Below are 21686 nucleotides of genomic sequence, written 5' to 3' on the forward strand. Positions count from 1 at the left end.
GGCGGCGGTCATGGATATCCATGCAACTCGGTCGTCACCGACGGATTTGAGCGAGGAGCAGCTGGCCTTTCGCGAAGCCGCACACGATTTCGCGCAGGCCGAGTTCGCTCCCCATGCGGCGCATTGGGATGCAGACAGCGAATTTCCGCGCGAGGCCATCAGCAAAGCCGGCGAGCTAGGCTTTTGCGGGTTGTACGTGGATGAAGCCGCTGGCGGATCGGGGTTGACGCGCCTGGATGCGGCTATCGTCTTCGAGGAACTGGCTGCCATCGATCCGTCCACCGCGGCATTCATCAGCATCCACAACATGGCGACCTGGATGCTCACCGCGCACGCGCAACCGGCGTTGCGCAATGCATGGGGGCCGGTACTCGCGTGCGGCGAAAAACTGGCGTCATACTGTCTGACCGAACCCGGTGCGGGTTCCGACGCCGCATCGCTGAAAACCCGAGCCGAACGCGATGGCGACAGCTACGTAGTGAACGGCAGCAAAGCTTTTATCTCAGGCGCAGGTGTCACCGACGTGCTGGTGGTGATGGCACGCACCGGCGAAGGCGGCGCACGCGGCATCAGTGCCTTTGCCGTGCCTTCCGATACGCCAGGCATCGGCTATGGGCGCAAGGAAGACAAACTCGGCTGGCATAGCCAACCGACGCGCGGCGTCAGCTTCGATGGCGTCCGTGTGCCCGCCGATCATCTTCTCGGCGAAGAGGGGGACGGTTTCAAGATAGCAATGAAGGGACTCGATGGCGGCCGTATCAACATTGCGGCCTGTTCGCTGGGCGCTGCGCAAGGTGCGCTCGATGCAGCTCGCCGCTACATGGGCGAACGCAAGCAATTCGGCAAGAAGCTGGCCGAGTTCCAGGCGTTGCAATTCAAGCTGGCGGATATGGCTACGCAACTGGTCGCCGCTCGGCAGATGGTGCATACCGCTGCGCGCAAGCTCGATGCGCACACCAGCGATGCCACCGTATGGTGCGCGATGGCCAAGCGGTTTGCCACCGATGCGGGCTTCGCCATCTGCAATGAAGCCCTGCAGATTCACGGAGGTTATGGTTACATTCGCGAATATCCCATTGAACGGCTGCTGCGCGATTGTCGTGTGCATCAGATTCTGGAAGGGACCAACGAAATCATGCGCGTGATCATTGCGCGCCACCTGCTCAACACCCATGAGGAATTGCGATGAGCCATGTAGGCAAGCTCTACACCGGATTGGCACTGGAAATCGACGGTCACGTCGCCGTGGTCACGCTAAGTAATCCGCCCGCCAATACCTGGACTCGCGACAGTCTCGCTGCGTTGCGCGATCTGGTTCGCGATCTGGATGCGGACCGCAGCGTCTATGCGTTGGTCATCACTGGTGAAGGCGAGAAGTTCTTTTCCGCGGGTGCGGACCTCAAGCAGTTCGCCGAGGGTGACAAGGCGCTAGCGCGCGAGACAGCCCGCCGGTTCGGTGAGGCGTTCGAAGCGCTATCGGCCTTCCGTGGCGTAAGCATTGCCGCGATCAATGGCTATGCCATGGGCGGCGGACTGGAATGCGCGCTGGCCTGCGATCTGCGCATCGTCGAAGAGCAGGCACAACTGGCGTTGCCGGAAGCCGGTGTTGGTCTGCTGCCCTGCGCCGGCGGCACGCAGAACCTGCCGCGCCTGGTTGGCGAGGGTTGGGCCAAACGCATGATTCTGCTGGGCGAGCGCGTCGATGCTGCGACGGCTCTACGCATTGGTCTGGTCGAAGATGTCGCGCCAAAAGGCGAAGCGAAGGCACGCGCGATCGCCTGGGCCCGCCAGGCCGAAAAGCAGAGCCCGACCAGCGTCGCCGCGTGCAAGAAAATGGTACAGGCCACGCGCATGCAAACGCATGCCACCGCGCTGGTTGCGGAGCGTGAGGCGTTTGTGGATCTGTTCGACAGCGCCGACCAGAAAGAAGGCGTCCAGGCGTTTCTCGAAAAACGCACGCCGCAATGGAAGAACGCATGAGCTCAGAAACCGCCCAAGCGATCGAGGCGCCCGTCCTTTTCGAGGAGCGCGCGACTGCCAATGGCCGACGCATTGGCATTGCCACCCTCAACGCACCCAAGACGCTCAATGGCCTCTCGTTGGAGATGGCGCGTTTGCTGGATGCGCAACTGCAGGCGTGGGCGTCGGATGCTGCCATCGTAATGGTGGTGCTGCAAGGGGCGGGGGAGAAGGCGTTCTGTGCCGGCGGTGATCTGCACGGTCTTTATCGCTCGATGCTCGATTACCGTGCCAGTGGCAGCCACGACATCCGTGGCAACAGCTACGCAAGCAACTTCTTCGCGGTCGAATATCGCCTCGATTATCGCATCCATACCTATCCGAAGCCGTTCTTGTGCTGGGGCCACGGCATCGTGATGGGTGGCGGCATCGGCCTGATGGCGGGCGCCAGTCACCGCGTGGTCACCGAGCGCTCGAAGCTGGCATTTCCGGAGATCACCATCGGCCTCTATCCGGATGTGGGCGGCAGCTGGCTGTTGAACCGCGTGCCAGACCGAGCCGGTCTGTTCCTGGCATTGACGGGAGCGCCGTTGAATGCCGGCGATGCGATCCATGCTGGCCTCGCGGATTGGTCTTTGCGTGAAGAACAACGCAGCGCCGTCTATGACGCCTTGATCGACATGCCATGGTCGGATGATGCCGCTGCCGCCCACAACCAACTTAGTGGTTTGCTGAAACACCATGCGAGCACGCCGGGCGACGGTCCGCTCCAGCGCCATCACACACTTGTCGCGCAGGTCTGTGCGCACGAGGCTCTTGAGCTGATTGCCGCAGCGCTTGCAAATATCGACCAGTATGATCCCTGGCTCGAGACAGCGAAGCAGACGCTGGCAGCCGGTGCGCCCAGTTCGGCGCGGCTGGCCTTCGAACTGCAACGACGCACGACTTCGATGTCGCTGGCCGACGTGTTCCGGCTTGAATACCTGGCGTCGCTGCAGTGTGCTGCTCACGGTGATTTCGCCGAAGGCATCCGTGCCTTGCTGATCGACAAAGACCGTCAGCCACATTGGCGCCCCGGAACGTTGGCCGAGGCATCGCATGCCTGGGTCGATGATTTCTTTTTGGCACCCTGGCCGGACAGCGAACATCCGCTGGCCAACCTGGGCGATGACACGGATTCAAGGAGATAGCGTATGAGCCGAATTGCTTTTATCGGCCTGGGAAACATGGGCGCGCCCATGGCCGCCAACCTTCTGAAGGCCGGCCACGCACTGCGTGTCTTCGATCTCACACCCGCGGCGGTCGACGCTGCTGTCGCAGCGGGCGGCGTGGCCGCCACCAGTGCGATCGATGCGGTGGTCGATGCCGACATCGTCATCTCGATGTTGCCGGCCAGCCGTCATGTCGAGGGTCTGTATCTGGACGCGAGCAGCGGTTTGCTCCCGCACATTCCGACCCATGCGCTGGTGATTGATTGCAGCACTATCGCTCCCGCTACTGCGCGCAAGGTCGCCGAAGCCGCGGCGAAACACGGTCTGGCAATGATCGATGCTCCCGTATCGGGCGGTACCGCGGGCGCGGCTGCAGGCACTCTGACTTTCATTGTCGGTGGCGAGGTCACAGCTCTGGAGCGCGCACGCCCGATTCTGGCGAATATGAGCAAGAACATCTTTCATGTGGGCAGCAGTGGCGCTGGCCAGGTTGCCAAACTGTGCAACAACATGGCGCTTGGCGTGATCATGGCAGTCACCGGCGAAGCCCTTGCATTGGGCGTCTCACATGGCCTGGATGCGAAGGTGTTGTCGCAGATGATGGCGGTGAGTACGGCTCGCAGCTGGGCCACCGAAGTATGCAATCCGTGGCCGGGTGTGCTGGAGAACGCACCGGCATCGCGGGGTTATACCGGTGGCTTCGGCAACGATCTCATGCTGAAGGATCTTGGCCTGGCGGCCGAAGCGGCGATGTCGGTGGGAGCTTCGATTCCGCTGGGCGAGTTGGCGCGGAATCTGTATGCGATGAATAGCCGTGCCGGCCATGGCGGCCTGGATTTCTCCAGCGTGGTGAAGCTGGTGGCGAAGGACGTATGAGCGAGTCTGTGCGTGAGACGTTGGTTTTACCGAATGGCGGCGACAAGCTGCTGATGCACTCGTGCTGCGCGCCGTGCTCGGGAGAGGTGATGGAGGCGTTCCTCGAATCAGGCATCGACTACACGATCTTTTTCTACAACCCCAATATTCATCCGTTGAAGGAATATCTGCTACGCAAGGAGGAAAACATCCGCTTTGTCAGCAATCACGGCGTCCCGTTCGTGGATGCCGATTACGACACCGACAACTGGTTTGCGCGTGCGAAAGGCATGGAGAACGAACCCGAACGTGGTATTCGCTGCACGATGTGCTTCGACATGCGCTTTGAGCGAACGGCGCTGTACGCCCATGAACATGGTTTTCCCGTCATTACCAGTTCGCTCGGCATTTCGCGCTGGAAAAACATGGCACAGATCACTGATAGCGGCGTCCGCGCCGCCGCACCTTACAGTGGCCTCGTCTACTGGGATTACAACTGGCGCAAGGGCGGTGGAAGTCAGCGCATGATCGAGATCAGCAAGCGCGAACACTTCTATCAGCAAGAATACTGTGGCTGCGTCTATTCGTTGCGTGACACCAATCGCCATCGACGTGATCAGGGACGCGAGCGCATCCACATGGGCGTCAAGTTCTATGGCGACGAGAGCGGTGGAACGACGTAAGCAAGAGATGATGGGCTACGTTCGCTTCCACCGCGCGTACCAGATCGACGTTGCGACCGGTACCATCAATGCAACCCATGCGACCACTTTCCAGCCGAGCTGTTCACCCAGTAACGCGGACAGCAACCCCAGCATCGTGATCACGGCAAGCAGCAAAGGAATCGTCCATGTGTGCCGCAAGCCACGTGTGGCAGATCGCGTAGGGTTCATACCAGCGACGCCGCAGGCTGTTGGTCGTCACCGTGATGCACAGCGATGATGCGCGCCAGGCGCGCCGACTGTGTCTTGCGCCGAGCAATCCACAGATACAGGCCGCTGATCAGGATCACGATGGTGATCACATCCAGCAGCGCCCAGAGAATCTTCAGCGGAAGGCCACCGTAATCACCGAAGTGAAGCGGCCGCGATACTTCCAGCGCGCGCAGATACCACGGCATCTTGACGACGGCACTCAGCCTGCCCGAACGCGCATCCACTAGAACGGGCGTGAGCAAACGCGAGGTCAGCGTGCTGGAGCCCTTGGCCCAGAACAGATAGTGATAAGGACTGCCGAACGGATTGCCGGGATAGACCGCACTGGTCACGGTCATCCCTGGCACCGCATGACTGGCCGTCTCCAACGCCGTCTGCAAGGATGGCAAAGCGATCTGCGGTGGCGCCGACGTACCCTGGTAGGACGCGAGCAGACTTTTGACGTCGGTCTGTTGCCACAGCGCGAACAGCGGCGTGGATAGTTCGTTCATCACGCCTGTTGCGCCGACCACCAGCGTCCACGCCATGACGGTGATGCCAAGCAGATTGTGCAGGTCCAGCCACTTCAAACGTGACGAGCGATCGGCTCTTACCGTGCCGAACGCCAGCTTCTTCATGAAGGGGCCATACAACACGACGCCGGACACGATCGCCAACACAAACAACAACGCCATCGAGCCAAGGAAGAGCTCGCCCGGCAAGTCCACGAATAGATCGGTATGCAGGGCCAGCATGATGTCGATGAAAGTCTTTGGCTGCTCAGCCGCGGACTTTGTTGTTTCCAGAACCTCCCCCGTGCGTGCGTCGAAGCGGACGAAATGCATCGTTTCGGGTTGCGCGCGCATCTGCGCAAACGAGGGTGCCATCCAGACATAGATTTGTGGTTCGTCATCGTCGGCGAACATGGAGGCGATCACTTCCCCTGGATACAAACGATGGCTTGCCGTGGCCAGGCGGTCGAGACTGACCTGGGGTGTGTCAGCGGGCAGCGTCACATAGTGATGTGGCTGCAGCCACTGATCGATCTCGTCGCGAAAGACCAAGGGCAAACCGGTCAGACAGATCAGCAACAGGAACCCCGTGCAAATCAGGCTGCTCCACTTGTGGATGAGATACCAGCGTTTGAGCGAATGCGAGGCGATCACGGTCGTTTACCAGTCGTAGGTTGCGCTGGCGTAGATGGTGCGGCGAACACCGAAATTGCAGGTGGTGCTGCTGTCGCACGCCGACACATAGGACTTGTCCAGCAGATTGGAAATATTGAGCTGCAGTTTCAACCCACGCAGCGCCGGATCAATCGCACCGACGTCATAGCGAATGGCGGCATCGAGCAGCGTGAAGGCTGGCACCTTGAACGAGTTGACATCGTCGCCGTAGGACGAGCCGACGTAGCGCACGCCGGCGGACATGCCCAGACCCTGCAACACATGGCCATGCAAGGTGTAATCAAGCCATAACGATGCGGTCTGTTTCGGCACCGCGTATTGGTAGTTGCCTTGCACCGCGGCCGAGACGCCGTTGTAACCTGTATCCGTAGCCGGAGTCTTGGTGTAGCGCGAATCGGTGTAAGCGTAGCTGGCGATCAGATTCAGATCATTGGTGAGGCTGGTGCGATCGGACAACTCCAGCCCGCGCGAACGGATCTCGCCGACCTGGATCACAAAACCCGGATCGAGCGGATCGGATTCGGGCACGTTCTGCTCGGTCAGGTTATAGACCGCCGCGGTAAGCAGACTGTTACTCCCCGCAGGCTGAAACTTCAGCCCCGCTTCGTATTGCTGGCCGGTGGTCGGCACCGCCGGCGCACCGCTCGTGGTGATCGAGCCAAATTGTGGCTGGAACGATGTGGCATAGCTCACGTAAGGTGCCAGGCCGTTATCGAACAGATAGACCAGGCCCGTGCGCCAGGTGAACTTGTTGCTGGGTTGATTGGGGATGACCAGACTGGGCTCATTGCTTGTCTGATCTTCCTTTACCCAGTCTTGGCGAACGCCGAGCAGCAAGCGCCAATGATCCAGGCTCATCTGATCTTGCAGATACACGCCCGTTTGGCTGGCGTGATTGTTCTCCGCGCTGAACGTGTCCGGATTGGGCCCTTGTACCGATACGCCGTACACCGGGTCGAAAATATTGATCGGTGGTACGTCCTCGCTGCTGCCGTAGACCCAGTTTTCGTTGAAGCGCGAATACGAGGCGCCCAGCAGCATGGTGTTCTGTATGGCACCCAGATCGAACTGCGCCGTGAGACGGTTATCGATAAGGTAGGAGCGTGCACTCATGTGCCGAACGAACGCGTAGCGATCGAGTGTCTCGCCATCGGCTTCCAGGCCATCTGGCCAGATCATGTTGGCTTCGTTGCGGTTATCGGTGAAGCGCGCGTTCTGCTGAAACGTCCAGGTGTCGTTGAAATGATGTTCGAACTGATAGCCGATCATGCCCATGCGCTGTTCGGCTTTGTTGAAACTCGGATCGCCGGGATTGAAGTCGGCGGAGACCTTGCCCAATGGACTGGGCAGCACCGATCCGACAGCGGGGCTATTGGAATAGTCGCCCATGTCCGGGCTGTAGGTGAAATTAGCCCGCAGGGTCAGTGAGGTGTTTTCGTCGGGGCGCCACGTGAGCGCAGGCGCAATGCCGTAACGCTTGTGTTTGATCCACGGCGTCTGCGTGGCCTGTGTGAGTCCGATGCCGGTTAGTCGGTAGAGCCAGTGATCGTCCTGGTCGAGCGGGCCACTGAAGTCGAAGCCAGCCTGGTAGCGATCGTAGTTGCTCAGGCCGAGCGTGATTTCGTGCAGCGGTGTCGCGGTGGGCTGCTTGCTGACGACATCGATGATGCCGCCCGGGCTGGCTTCCCCGTACAACACCGAAGGCGGTCCACTGAGCACCTCCACACTTTGGTAGAAATAGGGATCGACCATGTCATTGGTTGAGCTGTCGTCTTGCAGGCCATCCAGAAAGACGCCCGGTGTAAATCCGCGCAATTGCAGACTGTTGGCACCCCAGAAGTTGGAGGCGGTTCCTTGCGTTTCCGGCACTACGCCGGGGGAATAGCGCAGCGCCTCGTTGAGACTTTGCGGTTGCTGGTCGTCGATCTGTTGTCGCGTGACGATCGAAATGGACTGCGGTGTTTCGATGATCGGCGTATCGGTTTTTGTCGCTGCGCTGCCGTCATTGGCGATGTACCCCGTGGCGCTCTGCGCTGTCACGGTAACCTTGGAAAGTGTCTTTGCGTGTGCGCTGGCGCTGGTCTTTACGTCGGCTGGAGCGGCGTCGACAGTCGTTTGCGGTGCGGTGTCGCTGGCATGCCCTGCCATGGCGATCGTCATGGCAGCCGCCAATAGGCACATGCGGTGCGCGCGAGCGTGGGGAACGTAGCGGTTGTGGCGGTTGAACGAACAAGCAAACGGCGCAAAGCGACGCTGAGGCGTAGCGTTTTTCACGAGAGGAAATCCCTGGCAAGTCAGCACGGTTGATCGCCAGGCCCGTGGGGGTGGCCAAGGCGAGCAACGCCATCAGGCTGCTGGCGTTGGCTGGCCACCTGTTAATACGAATAAGTATCGTTTAGTTCCGTTCAGCTGACAAGTTGCCCGACTTCATCTACCGAGGCGGGCCAATCATCGGCAGGAAGTGTTTGCGGCTCCTGTAGCAGGGCGCGCTGCAGCGTCTGGAGGAACACGTACGTTGGCGCTGTCTTGCCTTTCACTGATCTGACTAAGCGGTATCGACAGCGGGAAAGGTACCTGTCGTAACGTCTCAATGCCGGCGTCGCAAAAAGAAAGCGGGTCTCCAAGACCCGCTTTCCCAAATGAAACTATCAACAGATTTATCGCGCTGACAGATATTACGACAGTCGCGACAGTTCCTTGGTCAGCGGCAATCGGCGGATGCGTACGGCGGTGGCGCGGAACACGGCGTTGGCGAGCGCCGGGGCGGCGGTGGGCATGGCCAGGAAGCTGGCGCCGGCGGGGTCGCGGTCACCGGGCACGGTAATCACTTCTACCGCATCGGGTAGCTGCGCCATGCTGGCAAGCGGGTAATCCTTGCCGCTGTGCTGCTGGATCTGGCCATCCTTGAAGGTGATGGAAAGATTCAGCGCAGTGGATAGCGCATCGAGCGTGGCGCCGGCGACCTGACCTTCCAGACCCATCGGGTTGATGATGCGGCCGACATCGACGGCGCAGACCACGCGCTGGATGACGAGCTTCTGATCTTTCGACGCCACTTCGATGGCGTGCGCCACATAGGCACCGTTGAAATGCCAGCAGGCGATACCGAGACCGTTGACGCTGTGCAGCCAGTTTTTCCATTCGATGCGATCGGCGACCAGCTTGAGCACATTGATCAGCCGGCCGGTATCGAACGTGCCGCCGCCGCTGAGCGGCACCTCGCGCGCTTCGCCGAGCAGGCGCAGATGTGTGTCGAGCGGATCCTCTTTCATGCTGTGCGCAATTTCGTCGATGAAGCTTTCCACCGCGAAGGCGTTGCTCAGGTGCGGCATGCTGCGGGCCGGTCCGCGAGGAATCGCCGAGGTTTGTCCGTACCAGTCGCTGCGGTAGTTGGGCACCAGTGCGGCGGGCAATTGATCGACGTCGACCTCGGATGTCCACAGCCGGCTGTCGGGCACGCCGCGGTTGACCAGTGTGGAGGCGCTGGCCATGCGTTGATTCCAGCCGGTGATCTGGCGCTTGTGATCGATCACGACGCTGAGTTGATGCACGCTGCCGGAGCGGTAGTAGTCGTGGTCCAGATCCTGCTCGTGCGTCCACATCAGCCGCACGGATTTATTGATGTCCTTGTTGGTTGCGAGCATGACCGCTTCGGCCACGTAATCGTGATCGAGTCGGCGACCGTAACCGCCGCCGACACGCGGTACGCTGATCTGGATCTGGTCTGGCGTAAGGCCGGTGAGGCGATGTACCACTGCCCATGCTTTTTGTGGTGCTTGCGTCGGCACGACCAGGGTGGCCTTGTCCTTTTCCACGCGGACCAGACAGTTCATGGGCTCGGCCGTGGCATGCGCCAGCCACGGCTGAAAATAAGTGGCTTCCAGCCGGCGTGCGGCCTTTTTGCCGGCGGCATCGACGTCGCCATCGTTGCGCACGCGGGTGGTTGGGTCGGTATTGCCGGCGAGTAGTGCACCAGCCTGTTGCTCCAGCGCATCGCTGCTTTCGCTGTTGCTCGCGCCGGGCTTCCATTTGAGCTTGAGCTTCTGGCGACCCTTCAGGGCGGACCAGGTGTCTTCGGCAACCACGGCCACGGTGATCGTGCTCAGTGTGGTGCCAGTCTGCTGGCCAGCCTCGGGATTGAGCTGCAGCACCTTCACCACGCCCTTGACCGCGAGCGTGTCGGTGAAGTCGATGCCCTCCAGCGTGCCGTCCGGCCAGGGGCAATGCACCACCACGGCGGTCAGCGTGTCGCCGTACTGCTGATCGATCGCAAAACGCGTCTGGCCGGTGACGATTTCGCGGGCGTCAACATCACCGGCCGGCTTGCCGATCAGCTGATAGCGCTCACCGGTTTTCAGCGGCGGTACGCTGTTGGGCATGTCGATCTTGCTGGCGTCTTCGATCAGGCTGCCGTAAGTAAAACGGCGGCCGTCCAGCGCGATCACGGTGCCCGATTCGCAGCGCAGTCGGTCGGCCGGTACGCCGAGTCGACGCGCGGCAGCTTGCAGCAGTAGCCAACGTGCCACTGCACCAGCCTGGCGCAGGTCGGCCCACGCAGCGGAAATCGATCCACCAGTGCCACCCACCTGGCGCCCGTAGATCCAGCTCGGCTCACCATTGTTGTTGGTTACGCCCAGGCCTAGCGACACCACGCTGACGCGGTTCCAGTCGGCGTCGAGTTCGTCGGCGATGATGCGTGGCAGTGAGGTGGCCACGCCGGTGCCGGTGTCCGGATCGCGTACACCGATCAGCACGTTGCCGTCGGTATCAATGCGCACGTAGGCACCGATGCCGTAAAAGGTGTCGCCGAGCAGCGATGGTGGCAGCGGTACGTCGACATCGGCCGCGTCAGCCATGCGGATGCCGATCATCAGCGCACCAGCGCCACCGGCCAGCACCTGAAGAAAGCGGCGGCGTGACAGTTGAATGCCGCGATTGCTGATGTGATTGCTCAGGAGATCGTCGCTCATGGCAGGCCCGCCTTGCCGGCGGCCACGCGCTTGATCGCGCGGCGCACGCGAGTCTGGCAGCCGCAGCGGCAGACGTTGGGTAGCGTGTCGATGTCATCGTCGCTGGGCTGCTTCTTGCGCTTGAGCAGATCGACCGAGGCAATGATCCAGCCTGGCGTGCAGTAGCCGCAGCCGATCGCATCCTCGTCGATGAAGGCCTGCTGCATGGGATGCAGGGTGCCGTCGTTGGCGGCGAGGCCTTCGATGGTGACGATATCCATACCGCTGGCTTTGGCGACGGTCACCGAAATCGCGGAGGTCGCCTTGCCCTTGAGCAGTATCAGGTCGGCGCCGTTCTCGCCGTGGTCGCCGCCGTACTTGGTGCCGGTGAGTCGCAGTACGTCACGCAGGTACCATAGCAGCGGCATCTGCGGATCACCCGTGTGGCGGTAGTTCTCGCCGTTGATCAGCAGGTCGATGCCGTCACGGATTTTGTCGGGCACGATGGTGCCGGTGGTTGCCGGCAGAGCCTGGGCTTGCGCAAGCGCCATTCAAAATCTCCTCAAAAGCTGTCCGCGCATTGTCGCATTGCTTAGGCGGCTACCGCTGAACAAACGGCACCACGTGTGGCAAGCATTGCGGAACAGCTGACGCCACTTGTGGCAAACACTACGACCTGAAGCCGAATAGACGACGCCACTTGTGGCAAGCATTACGGCTTGAGGCCGAATAGACGACGCCAGATGAAATACGCCGGCACGCCTGCGGCAATGATCGCCAGCCCGATGCCTGCGTTCATGGGGTTGTCGCGCATCGTCGCCAGTACCACCCATGCGATCACGGCAATGAATATCAGCGGCATCAAGGGATAGCCAGGCACTCGAAAGCGCGCTGTAGCATCGTCGTGGCGGCGATACCAGAACAGCGTGGACACACCCACTGCGCAGGCCAGCCAATCGCCGAAGGTGGCGTAATCGAGCAACTGGCCGTAGGTGCCCGAGAGGGTCAGTACGATGGACCATGCGATCAGCAGCAGCAGCGCGATGTTCGGCGTGTGATAGCGCGGATGCAGTCGTGCCACCGAGCGGAAAAACAGCCCGTCCTCGCCCATGACCTGCAGCACGCGCGCACCGGCAACCAAGGTGATGTTGCAGAAGCCCAGTGCGGAAATCGCTACGCCAAGCGCGATCACCCGAGCACCGATCGGGCCGAACACCTGTTGCATGACGTCCGCCGCGGGCGCGTGACTGGCGGCCAGTCCGGCATGTCCCAGCACGGCCAGATAAGCCACGTTGACCAGCACATAGGCCACGATCACCAGCAGCATGCCCAGCATCAGCGCGCGGGGCAGGGTACGCTGGGGATCGCGGATTTCGCCGGCCAGATTGTTGAGGTAGGTGAAACCCGAGTAGGCGAAGAGCACCGGCAGCGCCGCACCCATGAAGCCCACGCCGTGACGCGCAGGGTCCGCCGCCAGCACCTGGCCGTGACCCGCGCCAGCAAGAAACAGTCCGCACACCACCAGCGCAGCCACTGCCAGCAGCTTGAGTAAGGCGAATAGGTTCTGGATCTGCGCGCCCAACTTCAATCCAAATAGATTCAGGCCGGCCACGATAACCAATGCGCCAACCGTCAGCGGCAGTCCCCACGCCGCCGGAGGCAGGCCAAACAGGGCACACGCATAGCTGGCGAATATCGTCGCCACAGCGGCACTCGACCCCGAATAGATCACCAGCAGCATCGTCCAGCCAAACAGGAAGCCGGCCAGCGGGCCAAACGCCTCGCGCATATAGACATAGCTGCCGCCTGCCTGCGGTCGCCGTGCCCCCAGCTCGGCATAGCAGAGCGCACCAATTAGCGTGAGCACGCCGGCACCCACCCACATCAGTAAAAGCGTCAGCCCCGAATCAGTGCGCTGCGCGGCAATGCCGGGATTGAGAAAAATGCCGCCGCCGATAATGCCGCCCACCACAATCAGGGCGGCGTCCCACGGGCGCAGGCTGCGGAGATAACCGGTGGGTATCGGAGAGGAACTCATTCACCAGGCCATGGTTGAAAACAACGCAAGAGCATGGCGTTTCAATGGAGTGGCAGCAAGTCCCTGCAACGCCGTCGTTACGCACGAATCAGCGCACGTCCTGCAAGTCGCTGACGGCGGCGATATCACCACCGTCAGCGTCCCGCTTTCACGACTAATCAGCGACGAAAGCTGAAGAGCCCACTTTTCAGGTACAGATCCAGATTGGCGACGTCCAGCGTGCCGATGCCGGCGCCTGGCTCATAGCCATGTTTCCCCTGGTAGAACCAGTTGTCGCCTGCACGGATGTCAGTGAACGGTGTGTATTTGCCGTAGCCGAAGATGTTCTGCATTGCATAGACCTGCGGATTCCACAGACCGATGCGATGATGATTGCTCTGTGTCAGCAGGGCGCTGATACCGTTGAGCTGCGGCGCCACGAAGCTGGTGCCGCCTTCGGAAATCACGCCGCCGTCGTAGGTCGATACCACCGTGTAGCCGGTTTCCGGATCCGCGTTGAGCGCGATATCCGGCACGTTGCGGCCACGGAAGTGGGCGGGCAATTCCAGCAGCGTGGTGGGACCGGCGCTGGGGTCGTCATACACCAGCGACTGCTTGGTTTCGCTGGTACGGATGCCCGACGTGAACAGCTGATAGAACGGCGTGTGCCAGTAGACACTGACGCCGCCGCCGCCGCCGACCGAAAACAGGTCGATGGCCCCAGCCCCGAAGTTGGTGTCAAAGTAGTTTTGTATGTAATCCCAGCCCCAGACACTTTCCTGTGTGATCGAGGCGGTGGGTCCGCCGCTGAAGCTGTAGGTATAAGGGCGCGTGGTGCCACCGGCCGCGGTGATGTACGGATCGGAAGCGGGCGAGTCCACCGTCAGTGGCGCCGTGTAGGTACCTGGTGTGGTGCCCACGCCGAGGCCGCGCACGGTGTCATAGGCGCCGGAGTCACCGCTGGCAGCGAATACCGACTGCCCTTGCACGGCCGCCTCGAGGAAGATCTGGTGGAACGTCTGCAGGTCGCCTACGTCGCTGGTGTCGGTGACGCTGGCGCCGTCGACATTGAGTGCCGCGAAGTTGTAGATTTCCGGGCCGCCCCAGCTGGTAGAGATGCTATCGGCCTTGTTGTCAGAGACGGCCTGCGCGAATGCGTCGACAAAACCGTTGCCTGCGTTGGGCGCGTCATACACGATGATGTTGGCATCTGGTGCAAGGCCGCCAGACTGCTCCACGTCAAGCGCGGTTTCGCCGCTGCCATCGTCGATCACGCTGCCACCGTCGACATGCACCTGGGTGATGCGATTGGGCTTGGTGGTCAGGCCGATGCCGGTCCAGTATGTCTGCGCATCGGCCGGATAAAAGTTGGATAGCGTCACGATGGCGACGGTACTGCCCTTGCCGGTAACGCCATGCTTGTACAACGGATTGATGTTGTAAAAATTGGCGACATCGCCGACGGTGAAACTGCCGGGCTCGCCAGTGGCGGTGGGGTTGCCGGTGGAAGCGCTGGCGGTTTCTGTCAGTGCCGTGGTGGCAAGCTTCGATTTCAGGCTTGGCTTGGTGGGTACGCCGGATACGTTCAGTGCCTGGATCCGGTGCGACAGATATTTTTTCTCACTGTTCAGGCCGGACGTCGCCACGACCAGATTGGCCACCGCGGATGGCAGCAGGACAGTGGACGAAGGGCGATGAAACCGCTGCCCGGACGCCGTCGATACGTAGCTGTGGATCGGCGTACTGAACGCTGCACCAAACTGGGCGAGCGTGCCGGTGGCGCGGATCGTCATGTGGTTGTCCAGCACCTGGCTGGTCAATCCTTTCTGCTTGAGGAACGTCTGCACCTGCGCAATTTCCGCCGCAGTGGCGCCGTACTGGCTGGCAAACTGGCTGGTGGTCAGAAATTGCTGAAAATGGGCGCTTCCCGGTGTCACGGTGTCCTGGATGTATTGCTCCAGTGCCGGCTGGTTATGCAACTTGAGCGTCAGCGTGACGGTGGTCGTCTGGCTGCCGGAAGCCACTCCCATGTCGACATCGGGTTGTGCGTTGGCGGCAAGGGAGGCGCTGCTGAAACTGGCGAATGCCACTGCGAGGGAGGTTGCCAGGGCCGTGCGATGAAAATGGCGGGTCATCGGAGTTCCTTTCTTAGGATAGAAAACGCTGACACTTATCCACGACACCACCCTGGTTTATCGCTGCCAGGCGGCATCGCTTCCGGTCAGGCTGTAAGCGCTACATCAAGAAATACCCTATAAGCGGCGAAACACGTCCCCCCTGTCGTTCGGTGCCACGCCTCGTCGCAAATTACCGCAGTCCGATGTGAAAGTGGGTAAGGTTGAAGTCGAAAGTTCTTGCGAAATTGTCCGTGCCGGGAGAAGTCTGCGTTTTCAACGGGACAGAGAGTGATGGCGGCATCACGGCGTGATGCGCAATATCGTCGATGCCATCAGAACCCCTGCCATAAACATGAATTCCTTAATTTGACCCGAATTTGTAATATGCGTCGCCTGCATGCATGAGGCGGCGGGCTGGAAGCAACAACACAGGGGAAACATGATGAAGCAGATTCAAATCATCGCCGTTGCTGGCGTGCTGGCGGCTGTCTCGGGTAGCGCTTTGGCTACCGATCAGGGAGCATTTTTCATCAACGGCAATCTTGGCCAGTCGACCTATCACGAAAGCGGATTCAGCGACAACACGGACACCAGCGGTGCAATCCGCGCCGGCTACAGCTGGCAGAGCTACAAGGTCGATTTCGGCGTGGAAGCCGGCTATGTCGGTCTGGGTACGGCCACAACCAATCTGTCCACGGGTCTGCCGGGTGTGACCGAGAAATTCAGCGTGAAAGTCAGGGGGCCGCTGGTGGGTCTGAACATCAAGTACAAGTTCGAGAACCAGATGTTTGTCTCCGCGCGCGGAGGTCTTTTTCATTCATCGGTAGATGCCAACGTCGAAGACTTCGGTTCGGAGCGTTTCCATGGCAACGGCGGTTATGTCGGTGCCGCGGTGGGCTACGATTTCAACCAGCATTTCAGCCTGGGTCTGGCGTACGACGGCTATCACGCTCGTATCAATAGCGGCGAAGTGAAAGGCAACGAGAGCATTGGCGTGTATTCCGGTTTTGCTGAATACCGCTTCTAAGGCAGCGTCTTTGTACAAACAACAGCGGCCGCATTCGCGGCCGTTGTTGTTTTTAACCTGGTTGTGAATGCACGGCCGGTTCAGTTCAGCCGTAGTTCTCCGTGTACGCCGATCACACAGGCGCCGCCAATCGTGATCGCCGATGTGGCGATATCGACGTTGACTTCCACGAGGCCATTGCGGCCCACCTCGCGGCCCTGGCTTGCGCGATAGCGTTGGCCATAAGCGGCGAGTCCGTTCGTTTCCTGCAGATACGCCGCTATCGCAGCATTTGCGCTGCCGGTGACAGGATCTTCGGGCATGCCGTCAGCTGGGCAGAATGCGCGCACGGCCATCGCGGTATTACTGTTGCGCTCGCGCCCGAATACGCAGACACCGACAGCGGGCACGTGCTCGCAGATCGCTGCGATGGCACGTAAGTCTGGACTTAGCGTGCGCACGGCACCGGCCTCGTTGAGATCGCAAACGATCCATACAGGGCCGTTGTCGACTTTGCGCATCGCTGCTGCGTCCACTATGGTGTGCAGCGCACCAGCCACGCGATTCGCGAACGCCTCATCGCAGCGACCGATCGTTGCCGATGGCGCCTGTACATGGATGATGCGCGATGCGCTTTCGCCGTCGACCCACACGGGCAACAGCCCGGCCGTGCATTCCTGCACCAGCGAGCGCTTGCCGATCCGGACCTTGCCCGATTCGATCGCCACATACGCGCTGCCGACACTGGGATGCCCGGCGAAGGGCAGTTCCTGCCGGGTGGTAAAAATGCGCACGCGATAGTCTGCGTGTGGCTGTGTCGGAGTCAGCAGAAAGGCGGTTTCGGAGAGGTTGGTCCAGCGCGCGATGCGCTGCATGGTATCGGTATCCAGCCCGTCAGCATCGATCACCACGGCCAGCGGATTGCCGTCGAACAGTCGGTCGGAAAAGACGTCGAGCTGGGTGTATTGGAAACGACGGGGCATGGCGATGGCGGTTGCGGGGAAAGGCCCGGAACCATGCCACTGGCATGCCTTGAGTGGCAAGCGCCTCGCCCTTGCCACCACACAGTCAGATTCGCATGGCCCGCTTGCGGCACAATAGGCGGGTGGTGCGCGGCAGATCACGCCAGCGCATGGCACCTTTTCCATCAACGTTGGCCAGTACCGGCCAACCACCAAAAGCCGCCCCATGACCATCATCAAGCAAGACGATCTGATCCAGTCCGTTGCCGATGCGTTGCAGTACATCAGCTACTACCACCCGGTCGACTACATCAAGGGGCTCGCTGCTGCCTATGAGCGCGAAGAAAGCCCTGCCGCCAAAGACGCGATGGCGCAGATCCTGATCAACTCGCGCATGGCCGCCGAAGGGCATCGACCGTTGTGCCAGGACACCGGCATCGTGACGGTGTTCATCAAGCTCGGCATGAACGTGCAGTGGGACGCGACGATGTCGCTGGACGACATGATCAACGAGGGCGTGCGTCGTGCCTACAACGACCCGGACAATAAGCTGCGTGCCAGCATCCTGGCCGACCCGGCCGGCAAGCGCATCAACACGAAAGACAACACGCCGGCGGTGATCAACGTCAGCATCGTGCCGGGCGACAAGCTCGATGTCATCGTCGCGGCCAAGGGCGGTGGTTCCGAGGCGAAGTCGAAGTTCGCCATGCTCAACCCGTCCGACTCCATCGTTGACTGGGTGCTGAAGACGGTGCCGACGATGGGCGCGGGCTGGTGCCCGCCGGGCATGCTGGGCATCGGCATCGGCGGCACGGCCGAAAAGGCGATGCTGATGGCGAAAGAGGCGCTGATGGAGCCGATCGACATCCAGGAGCTGATTGCACGCGGTGCGAGCAATCGCGGCGAAGAGCTGCGCGTCGAACTGTACGACAAGGTCAACGCGCTGGGCATTGGCGCGCAGGGTCTGGGCGGACTCACCACCGTGCTCGATATCAAGGTGAAGGAATACCCGACCCATGCGGCGAACCTGCCCGTGGCGCTGATCCCAAACTGCGCGGCTACGCGCCATGCGCACTTCACGCTGGACGGTTCTGGTCCGGTGATGCTCGATCCGCCATCGCTGGAAGACTGGCCGAAGCTTACCTACGACACCTCGAAGGGTCGTCGCGTCGACCTGGACACCGTGACCAAGGAAGACGTCGCCAGCTGGAAACCCGGCGATGTGCTCCTGCTCAACGGCAAGCTGTTGACCGGTCGCGATGCGGCACACAAGCGCATGGTCGAGATGTTGAACAAGGGCGAGGCGTTGCCGGTCGATTTCAAGGGGCGCTTCATTTACTACGTCGGCCCGGTCGACCCGGTACGCGACGAAGTGGTCGGTCCCGCGGGTCCGACCACAGCGACGCGCATGGACAAGTTCACCGAACAGGTGCTTGCCGAAACCGGTTTGCTTGGCATGGTTGGCAAGGCCGAGCGTGGCCCGGCCGCCATCGAGGCGATCAAGAAACACCAGTCGGTGTATCTGATGGCGGTGGGTGGCGCGGCGTATCTCGTTTCCAAGGCAATCAAGGCCTCGCGGGTGGTCGGCTTTGCCGATCTCGGCATGGAGGCGATTTACGAGTTCACCGTGCAGGACATGCCGGTCACCGTGGCGGTCGATTCGCTCGGCAGCTCGGTGCACCAGACGGGGCCGAAGGAATGGCAGGCGAAGATCGGGCGAATTCCCGTCGCGGTGGTGTAAGCGTTTGGATGGATTTCCATGGCAGGGACCTATGGAAGTCTAAACGTCTAAACATCCAATAATCAAAGACCATTGCCATTTTTGTTCTGCAGCGCAACACTGGCTGGATGACTTTCCCCCTCGCTGACAACCAACGCCCGTGACCCAGACCAATCTTGTACCTTTGCCTGCGGGCGCCCCCTGGATCGTGATGAAGTTCGGGGGCACCAGCGTGGCGACGCTGCCACGCTGGCAGAACATTCTCGAACTGGTCGCCAGTCGTCGTGCCGAGGGCGCGCGTGTGCTGGTGGTGGTGTCCGCACTGACCGGCATCACCGATGCACTGAAGAATCTCTGTGTACAGACCACATCGGATGCGCGTATCGACTCAGCGCAGGCCATCGCGCAGCGCCATCACGATCTGCTGGAACACATGCAGTTGAGCCTGCCCGACACGCTGGCGGCGAGGCTGCATGATCTCGCGGGTCTTGCTGCTCACGGCAGTGGTGATCTGGCCTGGCAGGCGCAAGTGCAGGCGCATGGCGAGCTGATGTCCAGCGCGCTCGGCGCGGCCTTTCTCAGCGCGAATGGCTTGGCAACCGAGTGGCTGGACGCGCGTGAGTGTCTGGAGGCGGTCACTCTGCCGAACCAGAACGAACGCACGCGGTTGCTTTCAGCCATCGTCGATTCGCAGCCGGATCCGGTATTGGCAGCCCATCTCGCTGCACGCGGCGACGTGTTCATCACCCAGGGTTTCATTGCGCGTGAAGGCGTCGATCCGGACGATGCATCGAACAAGGGCGGTCGCACCGTGCTGCTGGGTCGCGGCGGCTCGGATACCTCGGCATCGTATTTCGGTGCGCTGCTCAAGGCCCTGCGGGTCGAAATCTGGACCGACGTAGCCGGCATGTTTACCGCCAACCCGCGGCAAGTGCCGGGTGCGCGCCTGCTGCGACGGCTCGATTACGAAGAGGCACAGGAAATCGCCACCACCGGTGCCAAGGTGCTGCATCCACGTTGCCTTTCGCCGTTGCGCCTGCCGCGTGTGCCGCTGCTGATCAAGGACACCAATCGACCGGAGCTGGCCGGCACGCGGATCGGGCCGGAGCTGCGCGAGGAAGCGGCGAGCATCAAGGCGATCAGCACGCGCAAAGGCATCACCCTGGTGTCGATGGAGTCGGTCGGCATGTGGCAGCAGGTCGGCTTTCTGGCCGACGTGTTCAACCAGTTCAAGCAGCACGGCCTGTCGGTGGACCTGATCGGCTCGGCCGAGACCAACGTGACCGTGTCGCTGGACCCTACGGAAAACCTGCTCGATTCCGATGTTCTGGCCGCGCTGGCCACCGATTTGGCCAAGGTCTGCCGGGTCAAGGTGATCGCGCCATGCGCAGCGGTGACCATGGTGGGACGCGGCATGCGCTCGATGCTGCATCGGTTGAATCCGGTAATGGCCGAATTCGGCCAGCATCGCGTACACATGATTTCGCAGTCGTCGAATAACCTCAACCTGACCTTCGTGGTCGATGAAAATGTCGTGGACGACTTGCTGCCGCAGTTGCACGAGCAACTGGTGCGCGCCGGCGCCATGCGCACCGACGATGCCGACCTGTTCGGTCCGACTTGGGAGCGGCTCTACGGTGCCGAGGCCGCAGCGCATGATGAAGCGTGGTGGTTGCACGCGCGCACGCAGCTGATGCAACTGGCCGAGCAGCGCAGCCCTCGCTATGTCTATCACCTCGGCACCGTACGGGAACGCGCTCGTGCTTTGAAGGCCAAGCTGCCAGTGGATCGCCTGTTCTATGCGATCAAGGCCAACTCGCATCCGGCGATCCTGCGCGTTCTGGCGGAGGAAGGGCTGGGGCTGGAGTGTGTGTCGCCAGGCGAACTGGCGCGTGTTGCTGAGACCGTGCCTGCCTCGACACCGAGGTTGTTCACGCCCAACTTCGCGCCGCGCAGCGACTACCGCGATGCGCTGGAGGCTGGTGTGATGGTGACGCTGGACTCGCTGCATCCGATGGAGCACTGGGTCGAAACGTTCGACGGCCATGACATCAGCCTGCGCATCGATCTGGGTCGCGGCTCCGGCCACCACGACAAGGTACGTACCGGCGGCAGTACCAGCAAGTTCGGTCTGCCACTGGATCAGCTCGATGCCTTCGTGCATCTGGCTACCGCACGTCACGCGCGCATCGTCGGCCTGCATGCACACCTGGGCTCGGGCGTGTTGGAGCCGGGCCATTGGGCCGAGGTTTACGCGCAGCTGGCCAGTCTCGCCGAGCGAATTCCTTCGGTGGAGTTTCTCAATATCGGCGGTGGCCTCGGGGTGCCATCGCATCCCGGCGAGCAGCCGCTGGATCTCGACGCTGTCGGTGAAGCGCTGGCCGAGGTGAAGCGGCTGTATCCGCGCTACCAGTTGTGGATGGAACCGGGCCGTTTTCTGGTGGCCGAGGCGGGCGTGCTGCTGGCCAAGGTCACCCAACTCAAGGGCAAGGGCAGCTGGCGCTATCTGGGCGTGGATGCGGGCATGCACAACCTGATCCGTCCCGCGCTGTACGACGCCTGGCACGAAATCGTCAATCTCACCCGCTTCAACGAGCCGGCCACGGCGATGTACCAGGTCGTGGGGCCAATCTGTGAATCCGGCGACGTGCTGGGCAATGATCGCCGCCTGCCGGAAAGTCATGAGGGTGATGTGGTGCTGATTGCCACCACCGGCGCCTACGGCCAAGTGATGTCCTCGCCATATAATCTGCGTGGTCCGGCAGAAGAGATCATTCTTGATTGATGTC

At 61.3% G+C, this 21686-nt stretch carries 16 protein-coding genes; 8 read left to right on the plus strand and 8 right to left on the minus strand.

Going from position 1 to position 21686, the window contains the following annotated elements; all coding sequences use genetic code 11:
• The first annotated feature begins 10 nt into the window (after nucleotides 1-10).
• From HDE79_RS05015 to HDE79_RS05035, 5 genes are read left to right on the plus strand one after another with little or no spacing between them, the layout of a single operon-like run.
• Entirely contained in the window at nucleotides 11-1189 is a 1179-nt protein-coding gene (locus tag HDE79_RS05015; RefSeq protein WP_184600779.1) for an acyl-CoA dehydrogenase family protein, read from the plus strand.
• Nucleotides 1186-1980, plus strand: coding sequence for an enoyl-CoA hydratase (locus HDE79_RS05020; protein WP_184600780.1), 795 nt, complete (start codon nucleotides 1186-1188; stop codon nucleotides 1978-1980). Before HDE79_RS05015 ends, HDE79_RS05020 begins: the two co-directional genes overlap by 4 nt.
• Complete coding sequence (locus HDE79_RS05025; RefSeq protein WP_184600781.1) at nucleotides 1977-3149, plus strand: enoyl-CoA hydratase/isomerase family protein; 1173 nt, start codon at nucleotides 1977-1979, stop codon at nucleotides 3147-3149. The genes HDE79_RS05020 and HDE79_RS05025 overlap by 4 nt, the downstream gene beginning before the upstream one ends.
• Before the next feature lie 3 nt (nucleotides 3150-3152).
• Entirely contained in the window at nucleotides 3153-4046 is an 894-nt protein-coding gene (mmsB, locus tag HDE79_RS05030; protein ID WP_184600782.1) for a 3-hydroxyisobutyrate dehydrogenase, read from the plus strand.
• Complete coding sequence (locus HDE79_RS05035; protein WP_184600783.1) at nucleotides 4043-4708, plus strand: epoxyqueuosine reductase QueH; 666 nt, start codon at nucleotides 4043-4045, stop codon at nucleotides 4706-4708. The genes mmsB and HDE79_RS05035 overlap by 4 nt, the downstream gene beginning before the upstream one ends.
• A gap of 15 nt (nucleotides 4709-4723) precedes the next feature.
• On the opposite strand, the gene HDE79_RS05040 is transcribed toward HDE79_RS05035, so the two are convergent.
• The 7 genes from HDE79_RS05040 to HDE79_RS05070 form a co-directional block, all read right to left on the minus strand.
• Nucleotides 4724-4918 (minus strand): hypothetical protein, encoded by a 195-nt coding sequence (locus tag HDE79_RS05040; protein ID WP_184600784.1) that lies wholly within the window; start codon nucleotides 4916-4918, stop codon nucleotides 4724-4726.
• Nucleotides 4915-6105, minus strand: a complete 1191-nt coding sequence (locus HDE79_RS05045) for a PepSY-associated TM helix domain-containing protein (RefSeq protein WP_184600785.1) — start codon at nucleotides 6103-6105, stop codon at nucleotides 4915-4917. The genes HDE79_RS05040 and HDE79_RS05045 overlap by 4 nt, the downstream gene beginning before the upstream one ends.
• Nucleotides 6106-6111: 6 nt before the next feature.
• Nucleotides 6112-8286 carry a TonB-dependent siderophore receptor gene (locus HDE79_RS05050; protein ID WP_184600786.1) on the minus strand — a complete coding sequence of 725 codons (2175 nt, stop codon included), beginning with the start codon at nucleotides 8284-8286 and terminating at the stop codon, nucleotides 6112-6114.
• Between the two features lie 515 nt (nucleotides 8287-8801).
• A complete protein-coding gene (locus HDE79_RS05055; RefSeq protein WP_221440007.1) occupies nucleotides 8802-11096 on the minus strand; it encodes a molybdopterin cofactor-binding domain-containing protein in 2295 nt (764 codons plus the stop codon).
• Complete coding sequence (locus HDE79_RS05060; RefSeq protein ID WP_184600787.1) at nucleotides 11093-11626, minus strand: (2Fe-2S)-binding protein; 534 nt, start codon at nucleotides 11624-11626, stop codon at nucleotides 11093-11095. The genes HDE79_RS05055 and HDE79_RS05060 overlap by 4 nt, the downstream gene beginning before the upstream one ends.
• A gap of 161 nt (nucleotides 11627-11787) precedes the next feature.
• A complete protein-coding gene (locus HDE79_RS05065; RefSeq protein ID WP_184600788.1) occupies nucleotides 11788-13113 on the minus strand; it encodes an amino acid permease in 1326 nt (441 codons plus the stop codon).
• 158 nt (nucleotides 13114-13271) lie between these two features.
• Nucleotides 13272-15227 (minus strand): S53 family peptidase, encoded by a 1956-nt coding sequence (locus tag HDE79_RS05070; RefSeq protein ID WP_184600789.1) that lies wholly within the window; start codon nucleotides 15225-15227, stop codon nucleotides 13272-13274.
• 424 nt (nucleotides 15228-15651) lie between these two features.
• Between HDE79_RS05070 and HDE79_RS05075 the strand changes: the two genes are divergently transcribed.
• Nucleotides 15652-16236 (plus strand): outer membrane beta-barrel protein, encoded by a 585-nt coding sequence (locus HDE79_RS05075; protein ID WP_255488244.1) that lies wholly within the window; start codon nucleotides 15652-15654, stop codon nucleotides 16234-16236.
• Nucleotides 16237-16316: 80 nt separating this feature from the next.
• Here the strand turns inward: HDE79_RS05075 and HDE79_RS05080 are convergent, their stop codons facing one another.
• Complete coding sequence (locus tag HDE79_RS05080; RefSeq protein WP_184600791.1) at nucleotides 16317-17198, minus strand: PhzF family phenazine biosynthesis protein; 882 nt, start codon at nucleotides 17196-17198, stop codon at nucleotides 16317-16319.
• 205 nt (nucleotides 17199-17403) lie between these two features.
• Between HDE79_RS05080 and HDE79_RS05085 the strand changes: the two genes are divergently transcribed.
• On the plus strand, nucleotides 17404-18918 hold the full coding sequence (locus tag HDE79_RS05085; protein WP_184600792.1) for a fumarate hydratase: 1515 nt from the start codon (nucleotides 17404-17406) through the stop codon (nucleotides 18916-18918).
• A gap of 139 nt (nucleotides 18919-19057) precedes the next feature.
• On the plus strand, nucleotides 19058-21682 hold the full coding sequence (locus HDE79_RS05090; RefSeq protein WP_343205905.1) for a bifunctional aspartate kinase/diaminopimelate decarboxylase: 2625 nt from the start codon (nucleotides 19058-19060) through the stop codon (nucleotides 21680-21682).
• The last annotated feature ends 4 nt before the right edge of the window (nucleotides 21683-21686 follow it).

It is taken from the genome of Rhodanobacter sp. MP1X3 (assembly GCF_014207165.1).
Classification (GTDB): Bacteria; Pseudomonadota; Gammaproteobacteria; order Xanthomonadales; family Rhodanobacteraceae; genus Rhodanobacter.